Here is a 9,086-nt window from a genome sequence, read left to right on the forward strand (position 1 = left end):
GATCTGGTCGTCCTGGGCGTAGTCGGTGTAGGCGGCCGGGTCCTCGATCTTCAGCGAGACTTCCTTGCCGTTGAGGGCGTAGAAGCCGGCGCTGTCCTTCTTGTAGCCGGCCTTGGTCAGGATCGACGCGGCGGTCGCCGGGTCGGCGGTGAGGTTCTCGGTCGCCTGCGAGCCCGAGCCTGCCCACGGGGTGAAGATCGGCGCGGTCAGGCCGGACGCGCTGCTGATCGGGCCCTCCTGGCCGTCCTCGCCCTGGTTTCCGATCGCGGTGCGGTCGATGGCCGCGCTGATCGCCTGCCGGACCGCGAGCTGGTTCGTCGGCCAGGTGGTCATGTTCGGGATCAGGACGTTGGTCGCGCCGGGGTTCTCCCACCCGATGTGCTGGGCCGGGTTCTTGTCGACGAAGTTCTGCTTGAGGCCCTGGATGAAGTTACCGGTCCAGACGATCTGGCCGGAGAACAGGGCGTTCGTGGCGGCGGTGTTCGTGGTGTAGGCCGGGAAGTAGACCTTCTTCACCGGGACCGGCTGCCAGTAGTACTTGTTGGGCACCAAGGTGAAGCCCTGGGAGGTGTAGTTGCTCAGCACGTACGGGCCGGTGCCGACCGGGCTGGCATCGGTGTAGGCGGACGCCTCGCCGGCCGTGGACCAGATGTGCTTCGGCACGATGGCCAGCCCGGCGATGTTCTCCAGGTTGGCGTACTGGGCGGACGGGAACGTGACGGTCACGTTGTTGCCGGAGGCGGACACGCTGGAGATCTGCAGGCCGTAGATGTTGACCTTGGGGTCGCTCTTCATCAGGTTGTAGGTGTAGACGACGTCGGCCGGGGTGAACGCCTGGCCGTCGTTCCACTTCACGCCCTGGCGGATCGCGAAGGTGATCGACTTGCCGCTATTGCCCCAGGTGTAGCTGGTTGCCAGCCAGGGGTACCAGCCCTTGCCTTCCGTCGGCCCGGGCGCGGCCAGGTTGAACTGGATCAGCGGCTCGTAGATGAGGCCGTCGGCGCCCATGCCGTAGATCGGCGCGGTCGTGGCCCACGGGTTGAAGTTCTGGGTCATGGTGGTCTCAGGGGAGCTCTCCATGACCATGGTCGCGCTGGTGCCGCTCGAGCTGCTGGTGCCGCTCGCGCTGCCCGACGATGAGCTGCCGCTCGACCCGCAGGCCGCGATGCCGGCCGCGAGGAAGCCGACCGCGGCGACGGCTGCGAGCCGCCTGCCTCTGTGGGCTCTATTGGACATTGTGTATCCTCTCGGGTGTTGTGAGGGGTTAGGCCGTGCCGTTAACAAGTGCTGGCGCGGCTTCGGACAACCGCCAGCAGGCCGCCGCGCGCACGGCGGTCAGCTGGTGGAGTGCCGGGTTCTCTGCCCGGCACTTGTCGATCGCCAGGGGGCACCGGTTACTGAACGGGCAGCCAACGGCGGCTGGCCCGCTCCCGGCGCCCCTGGCGCGTGGCACGCTGTTCCCGGATTTCAGCACGGAGCCGAGGTTGTCCGGGTCGGGCGCGGATGCGATGAGGAGCTGGGTGTAGGGGTGCGCGGGCTGCTGGGTGACTTCCTCGGCCGGGCCGCGCTCGACGATCTGGCCCCCGTACATCACCAGCACCTCGTCGGCGAAGTACCGCGCCGAGGCGATGTCGTGGGTGATGTACAGCAGTGCGAGGTGCAGCCTCTTGCGCAGGTCGTCCAGGAGGTTCAGCATCTCCAGCCGGATGGAGACGTCCAGCATGGATACCGGCTCGTCGGCCAGCAGCACGTTCGGCTCGGCGGCGAGCGCCCGGGCGAAGCTGACCCGCTGGCGCTGGCCGCCGGACAGCTCGTGCGGGTACTTCGGCTCGAACTGCGCCGCCGGGGTCAGCCGGACCTGCTCGAGCAGCTCGATGACCCGCTTCTTCACGTCGACGTCGCGGCCCTGGTGCAGCTTGATCGGGCGGGTCAGGTGATAGCCGACGCTGTGCACCGGGTTGAGCGAGCCGAACGGGTCCTGGAAGACGTACTGCACCTGGCTCTTGTAGAGACGGAAGGCCCGCGAGGTGCGGACGTCGACCGGCTCGCCGTCGAGCCTCATGACGCCGGCGGTCGGCCGCTCCTGTCCGGCGAGCATCCTGGCTACGGTGGACTTGCCTGACCCGCTCTCCCCGACCAGGGCGACGACCGCGCTCTTGTAGAGGGAGATGTTCACGTCCCGCACGGCGTGCAGGGTCGCGCCATGCCCGAGCCGGAAGTCCTTGGTGAGGCCTACCGCCTCCAGGGCGAGCGGGCCATTGCCGGCGGCGGCCGAGGTCAGGGTGATTGCCGCGTCCTGGGTCATGACAGCGCTCCTTCCGGAGCCGTTGTCTCCTGTTCGGGGGCCGCGTTGACGGCGCCCTCATGGGTGACGAACGGGCAGGCCGTCACGTGCAGCGGGCTGCGGCCGCCGCGCACGGGGATCAGCGACATGTCCACCTGCGCGCAGCCAGGCTGGGCGAAGCCGCAGCGCGGGATGAACGGGCAGCCTTGCGGCGGGTCGCGCAGGTCCGGCGGGCTCCCGGGGATCCCGGTCAGCTCGCGGCGGGCGCCGTGCAGCGACGGGAACGACCGCAGCAGCCCCTGGGTGTACGGGTGCGCGGCGGCGTTCTGGAGGTCGGCCGCGCTGCCGAGCTCCACGATCCGGCCCGCGTACATGACCGCGATCCGGTCGCACAGCTCGAGCAGCAGCGACATGTCATGGGTGATGAACAGGACCGAGAAGCCGAGCGTGTCCTTGAGCTCGACGATCTGGGCCAGGATGTCGCGTTGCACCACCACGTCGAGCGCGGTGGTCGGCTCGTCCATGATGACGACCTCGGGGTCGGCGGCCAGCGCCATCGCGATCATGACCCGCTGCCGCATGCCGCCCGACAGCTCGTGCGGATAGCTGCGCAGCCGCTCCCGCGGGATGCCGACGAGGTCGAGCAGCCTGGCGGCCTTCTCGTGCGCCTCGTCCTTCCGCAGCCGCAGGTGCGCCTCCATGCCGTCGAGGATCTGGTCGCGGACCCGCAGCACCGGGTTGAGCGCGTTCATCGCGCTCTGGAACACGATCGCGACGTCGCGCCAGCGGATCGCGCGCAGGTCGTCGTGCGGCAGTCGCAGGATGTCCACCGGCACGGCCGTGCCGGTACGCGCGCCGGAGTACAGCACGCTGCCGCTGGTGATCACCGCGGGCGGGCGCAGCAGCCGGCACGCGCCGTAGGCGAGGGTCGACTTGCCTGAGCCGCTCTCCCCGCACAGGCCCACGACCTCGCCCTTGTTGATCGTGAGGTTCACGTGGGAGGCCGCCCGCACATCACCGCCCGGAGTCTGGTAGGCGATGGACAGGTCCTTGATGTCCAGGACGGGACTCATCTGAGCTCACCTGTCTTCTCCGCGTTCCCGGCGCCGACCGCGGGCTCGTCGATCAGCGACTTGCGGCTGAACGAACGGGCGAGGCCGGCCAGGCTGCCGCCGTGGCCGTTCAGCGCGCCGAGGACCGGTGTCGGGTCGGTCGGCCACACCCGGCGGTTGGCGATCTTGGTCGCGCTGCGGGCGTCCCGAAGCCGGGGGTTGCTCAGCTCGTCGATGCCGGTGTTGAGCAGCACCAGCGCGGTGCCGAGGAGGGCGACCGCCAGGCCCGGCGGCACGTACCACCACCACGCGCCGATCTGGAGGGCGTTGCCCAGCTGTGCCCAGTACAGCATCGTGCCCAGCGACCATTGGTTCGGGTCGGTGAGGCCGATGAAGGCCAGCGCGACCGAGGCGCCGACCGCGTAGAGCACCGTGTTGACGAAGCTCGCGGCGATGAGGCTGACCATGTTCGGAATGACGTCGAAGCCGATGATGCGCCAGCTCCGCTCGCCGGTCTCGCGGGTGGCGGCGATGAAGTCGCGGCTCCTGATGGACAGCGCCTGCGCCCGGACCACCCGGGCGCCCCACGGCCAGCCGAGGAGGCTGAGCACGAAGATCACAGGGAGCTGCCCCTGTCCCGCGCTCGTGCCGTTCAGGAAGCCGAGCAGCACGATCAGCAGCGGCAGCGCGGGGATGACCAGGAACACGTTGGTCAGCAGGGACAGGAGCTCATCCACGAGCCCGCCGACATACGCGGCGGTCACGCCGATGATCACCGCTAGCGCGGTCGCTATCAGGCCGACCCAGAAGGCCAGCTCGAGCGTCAGCCGGACCCCGATCAGGAACTGCGATAGCACGTCCTGACCGGTTTGCGTGGTGCCGAACAGGTGCGCCCCGGACGGCGCGACCGCCTGCAGCGGGGTGGTGACGCTGGGATTGTACGGGGTCACTTCGGGACCGATGATGGCGATGAGAAGGAACACGCCGAGCATGATGACGCCGGCTTTTGCCGTGCCGGGCAACCGCCGCCACAGGCGGGCCAGTGCTTTCATCGGGACACCTCCCTCGCCCGTACCCGCGGATCGATGAACACGAGGACGATGTCGACGAGCAGGTTCGCGACCAGCACGGCGACCGTGATCAGCAGGAAGATGGCCTGCATCAGCGGGGTGTCCTTGCTGGCGGCCGCGTTGAGCAGCAGGTAGCCGATCCCCGGGTAGCTGAACACAATCTCCATGACGAGGGCGCCGGAGATGACGAACCCGATCGCGAGGCCGAAGCCCTGCAACTGCGGGAGCAGCGCGTTGCGCGCCGCGTAGGTGAGGACGACCCGGCGGTCGGACAGGCCCTTGGCCTGGGCGGCCACCACGTAGTCCTCGCCGGTCGTGGTCACCATCACGTTGCGCATCTGCAGCATCCAGCCGGCCACCGAGGTCACCACGATCGTGAGGGCTGGCAAGAACGCGTGGTCCGCCACGTTGGCGATGTAGGGCCAGGTCCAGCCCGGCGTGTAGTTGATCCCGTCGTAGGCCCCGGCGACCGGGAACACGTGGAACGTGATGCCGAACACCTGGATCAGCAGCAGGGCCAGGAAGAAGTACGGGGTGGCCTGCAGGAACATCATGCCCGGCAGCGCATGGTCGAGCCGCCCGCCGGCCCGCCAGGCGGCCAGGATGCCGAGCCCGGTGCCGACGACGAACGCGATAACCGTGGCGACGCCGACGAGGCCGATCGTCCAGTAGACCCCGTTCGCCACGATGGTGGTCACGGGCGTCGGGTAGTTGCTGAGGCTGGCGCCGAAGTCAAGGTGGAAGACGTTATTGAGATAAGTCAGGTACTGGCTCCACACAGATCCCTGGTTGCCGGTCCCCAGCGTCGCCTCCAGCGCTTTCCTGGCCGGCGGCAGCAGCTGGGGGAACTTCGCCAGGACCGCGTCGACGGCGTCGCCTGGCATGGCGCGCGGGATGAAGAAATTGAGGGTGATGGCTACCCAGAACGCGATCAGGTAGAAGCCCAGGCGGCGGAGGAGGAACCGCATACGCCCTTCCACCTACCTTTCTGCTGTCAGTGGCTCGGCGGCCACAGCTGCGGTGCCCGCCAGGGGCCGGCTGGACTTTGGCGCGCCCGCCGGCTTGCGCCGGGCGATATGCCTGACTTCCCAGCGCTCCATGGTGCCCGGCGGGCAACCGCAACTCGACCGAAGCACAAGCTCGGTCGGCAGCAACACCTGCTTGGGCCGCAGCGTCGGGTCATTGATCCGCTCGGCGAGGCGGTCGCAGGCTACCTCAGCAAGCTTGCGGATGGGTTGATGAACGGTGGTCAGCGGCGGGTCGCACAGGCTGGCGGGGAAGATGTCGTCGAAGCCGACCACCGCGATGTCGTCAGGCACCCGGATGCCGCGTTCCGCTAGCGTGCGCAGGGCGCCGATCGCCATCTGGTCGTTCGCGCAGACGAGCGCGTCGGGCAGCTCTCCGCCGGCCGCCAGCATCGCCAGGGTGCCCTCCCGGCCGGACATGACGCTGAACAGCCCGGTGAAGCTGCCCGTCAGCGTGGTCCCTGGGTTGGCCTCGATGACCGCCGCCATGGCCAGCCGCCGCTCCGTGGCGTCCGGCGCGGTCGCCGGGCCGCCGATGTGGAACAAGCGGCGCCTGCCGTGATCGACGACCAGGTGCTCCACGAGCGCGTGCGCGCCGGACCAGTTGTCCGCCGACACGACGTCCACCGCCCGCTGCGCGGTGTCGCCGGCCACGACCACTAGCGGTAGCCGCCTGGCCAGCTTGGCCAGCGTCTGCGGAGCCAGGATGCCCTCACCAATGAGCAGGCCGTCAACCTTGCCCGACAGGGCCAGCAGCCGGGATTGCACCGACTCCTCCTGCTGCGCCATGGCCAGCGGCATGTCCTCCTCGCGCAGGAAGTTGATCAGCAGGGCCCAGTTCTTCTCGCGGATCCGCAGCTCGACGCCGCGGATCACCGCGTCGTAGAACAGCAGGCTCATCGACTCGATGTCATACTGGTCGGGTTTCAGGCCCATGTGCTCCACCGCGACAAGGCCGATGACGTCCTTGCGATTGCGGGCAAGGCTCTGGGCCGCCCCGTCCGGGACGTAGCCGAGCTCATCGATCGCCGAACGCACCCGGGCGCGGGTGTTGTCTCGCACGGGCCCCTGCCCGTGCAGCACCCGCGACACCGTGGCGATGGAGACGCCCGCGTGCCGAGCAACGTCATACAGCGTTACCACTTAGTAACCTATCGGATATGTAAGCGTTTACAACCTGCCGTGTAAGCGCTTACGCTAAACCCCGCCAGGGTTCACGTCAAGGAGGAGTTACATGACTGATGCCATTACGTCGTCCGGCGAGGATCTTCCGTTTCCCGCCGGCTTCACCTGGGGCGCGGCGACGGCCGCCTACCAGATCGAGGGCGCGGCGACCGCCGGCGGGCGGGGCCCGTCGGTGTGGGACACCTTCAGCCACACCCCGGGGAAGGTGCGCGGCGGCGACACCGGCGACATCGCCTGTGACTCCTACCACCGCTACGTCGAGGACGCGGACCTGATCAAGTCGCTTGGCCTGTCGGCCTACCGGTTCTCCATCTCCTGGCCCCGGATCCTCCCCTCAGGCGAGGGCGGCAAGGGCGCGGTCAACCAGGCCGGCCTCGACTACTACAAGCGGCTCCTTGACGCGCTGGCCGAGCGCGGGATCCGGCCCAGCGTGACGCTTTTCCACTGGGACACCCCGCAGGCCCTGCAGGACAAGGGCGGCTGGGCCAGCCGCGACACCGCGCTGCGGTTCGCCGAGTACGTGTCCGTCGTCGGCGAGGCGCTTGGCGACCGGGTGCCGACGTGGGTCACGCTGAACGAGCCGCACGTCGTCGCCCACAACGGGCACCGGATCGGCGTGCACGCCCCTGGCCTGACCGATGACGCAGTCGCCGCCGCCGTCACCCACCACTTGCTGCTCGGGCACGGGCTGGCCGCCGGCGCGCTGCGCGCCGTCACCCCGGCAGGGACGGAGGTGGGCATCACCCTCAGCCTGACCCCCGTGCGGCTGGACTCCGACGCCCCCGAGGACCTGCAGCACGCCGCCCGCGTCACCGACGCCTCCTTCAACGGCCTGTTCCTCGACCCGCTGCTGTACGGCCGGTACCCCGCGCACGCCCTCCCCGAGGTGCTGCCGCCGGCCGGCCTCATACGCGATGGCGACCTGGCGGCCATCAGCGCCCCGCTGGACTTTCTTGGCGTGAATTACTACCGGCCCGTCCACCTGCGCCGCGGCGACCCGGCCAGGCTGCTGCTCGGCGAGGCGCCCGCGCTGCCCGGCCTCGACGGCGTCGTCCAGTTCGATCCCGCGGAACTAGAGCACACCAACATGGGCTGGCTCATCGACCCCGAGGGCCTGTACGAGCTGCTGCTGCGGCTATCGAAAGACGCCCCTGGCCTGCCGTTGTACATCACGGAGAACGGCTGCGGTGCCGAGGACTACTTCGGCACCGACGGCGTCGTGAACGACCTGGAGCGGATCAAGTACCTGCACCAGCACCTGCGCGCCGCCGCCCGCGCGGTCAACGACGGCGCGAACCTGGCCGGGTACTTCGTGTGGTCGCTGCTGGACAACTTCGAGTGGGCGTGGGGCTACCAGAAGCGGTTCGGCATCGTCTACGTCGACTTCGCGACCCAGAACAGGACCCCTAAGGCCAGCGCCGGCTTCTACGCAGGTGTGGCGCGGGCGAACGCCGTGCCGCCGCTGCCCGCCGAATGGCCCGTGTAAGGTTCCAGGATTCTGGCGGAATAGACCGGTTTGCTGGGGGTAATCGGGAGGCAGTCCCTCGAAGGGAAAGGCTGCCATGACATTCCTGACCATCATCACCTGGCTGATCATCGGGTTGGTGATCGGCGCGGTGGCGCACCTGCTCGTCCCTGGACGGCAGCGTATCGGCATCATCCTGACGGTGCTCATCGGCATCGTGGGCGCTCTGGTGGGCGGCGTGGTCACCTACGCGCTGCTCGGCGCGGGCCACGCGATCATCACGTTCATCGTCTCGCTGATCGTCGCCGCGGTGCTGATCAGTGCCGTGAGCCACCCCCGCTCGCGGCTCCACTACCGGCGCCGCCGCCGGCTGCTGCGGCGCTGACCGCGATCGTCCCCCGCGCGCCTGATCCCCCGGAGCCCCGGCTGCGGGGGATCAGGCGTTTAGGCGGGCCGGGGGCCGGTAGCGGAGTCAGGAAGAACGGACCTGGAGGGAAAGAGACATCATGGACAAGAAGATCCGCGACATCATGACCCCCGATCCGGTCGGCGTCTACTACGACCAGACGCTCGCGGAGACGGCCCGCGTCATGCGTGACGCAGGCGTCGGCGCCGTCTTGGTGGTCAACGGCGACTCGCTCAGTGGCGTGGTGACGGACAGGGACCTGGTGGTCCGCGGCCTGGCCGAGGGCGCCGGGCCCGACTCTCCCGTTGGACCGGTGTGCAGCGCCAAGCTGGTCGGCGTGGACGCGGACGCCGGCGTGGCCGAGGCCCAGCGGCTGATGGGGGAGAACGCCGTCCGCAGGCTTCCGGTCATCGACGACGGCCAGATCGTCGGCATCGTGTCGATGGGCGACCTCGCCGCCTCCGGCACCGAGGATCACTCGCCGCTCGCCGAGGTCAGCAAGGCGGAACCCAACACCTAGCTCGCGCTCCCGGCACGTCGGCCCGGCACGTTTCACCGCCTGGCCACGGGTAGGAGGACAACGTGCAGAACCAAGGTCA

General features: G+C 69.1%; 9 protein-coding genes. 3 read left to right on the forward strand and 6 right to left on the reverse strand.

Annotated features, from left to right (window positions below; all coding sequences use genetic code 11):
- The 6 genes from WA805_RS00065 to WA805_RS00090 form a co-directional block, all read right to left on the reverse strand.
- The coding region (locus WA805_RS00065) for an ABC transporter substrate-binding protein (RefSeq protein ID WP_425241339.1) at positions 1 to 1,236 on the reverse strand (1,236 nt) is incomplete at its 3' end.
- 28 nt (positions 1,237 to 1,264) lie between these two features.
- Positions 1,265 to 2,305: an ABC transporter ATP-binding protein gene (locus WA805_RS00070; RefSeq protein ID WP_422278933.1), complete on the reverse strand. Its 1,041-nt coding sequence runs from the start codon at positions 2,303 to 2,305 to the stop codon at positions 1,265 to 1,267.
- Positions 2,302 to 3,357: an ABC transporter ATP-binding protein gene (locus tag WA805_RS00075; protein ID WP_422278931.1), complete on the reverse strand. Its 1,056-nt coding sequence runs from the start codon at positions 3,355 to 3,357 to the stop codon at positions 2,302 to 2,304. The genes WA805_RS00070 and WA805_RS00075 overlap by 4 nt, the downstream gene beginning before the upstream one ends.
- Positions 3,354 to 4,388: an ABC transporter permease gene (locus WA805_RS00080; RefSeq protein WP_424559249.1), complete on the reverse strand. Its 1,035-nt coding sequence runs from the start codon at positions 4,386 to 4,388 to the stop codon at positions 3,354 to 3,356. Before WA805_RS00080 ends, WA805_RS00075 begins: the two co-directional genes overlap by 4 nt.
- Positions 4,385 to 5,374, reverse strand: a complete 990-nt coding sequence (locus WA805_RS00085) for an ABC transporter permease (RefSeq protein WP_425241340.1) — start codon at positions 5,372 to 5,374, stop codon at positions 4,385 to 4,387. The genes WA805_RS00080 and WA805_RS00085 overlap by 4 nt, the downstream gene beginning before the upstream one ends.
- 12 nt (positions 5,375 to 5,386) lie before the next feature.
- The gene (locus tag WA805_RS00090) at positions 5,387 to 6,574 is read right to left on the reverse strand and encodes a LacI family DNA-binding transcriptional regulator (protein WP_422278925.1); all 1,188 of its coding nucleotides are present in this window, start codon (positions 6,572 to 6,574) and stop codon (positions 5,387 to 5,389) included.
- A 91-nt stretch (positions 6,575 to 6,665) separates the two neighbouring features.
- Between WA805_RS00090 and WA805_RS00095 the strand changes: the two genes are divergently transcribed.
- The 3 genes from WA805_RS00095 to WA805_RS00105 all read left to right on the forward strand — a co-directional run bounded on the left by WA805_RS00095 (position 6,666) and on the right by WA805_RS00105 (position 9,007).
- Positions 6,666 to 8,102 (forward strand): GH1 family beta-glucosidase, encoded by a 1,437-nt coding sequence (locus WA805_RS00095; RefSeq protein ID WP_422278923.1) that lies wholly within the window; start codon positions 6,666 to 6,668, stop codon positions 8,100 to 8,102.
- A 76-nt stretch (positions 8,103 to 8,178) separates the two neighbouring features.
- Positions 8,179 to 8,466 carry a GlsB/YeaQ/YmgE family stress response membrane protein gene (locus WA805_RS00100; RefSeq protein WP_422278921.1) on the forward strand — a complete coding sequence of 96 codons (288 nt, stop codon included), beginning with the start codon at positions 8,179 to 8,181 and terminating at the stop codon, positions 8,464 to 8,466.
- 121 nt (positions 8,467 to 8,587) lie between these two features.
- Complete coding sequence (locus tag WA805_RS00105; protein ID WP_422337750.1) at positions 8,588 to 9,007, forward strand: CBS domain-containing protein; 420 nt, start codon at positions 8,588 to 8,590, stop codon at positions 9,005 to 9,007.
- Positions 9,008 to 9,086 lie beyond the last annotated feature (79 nt).

Origin of the sequence: Trebonia sp. (assembly GCF_049794275.1) — a bacterium.
Lineage (GTDB): Bacteria > Actinomycetota > Actinomycetes > Streptosporangiales > Streptosporangiaceae > Trebonia.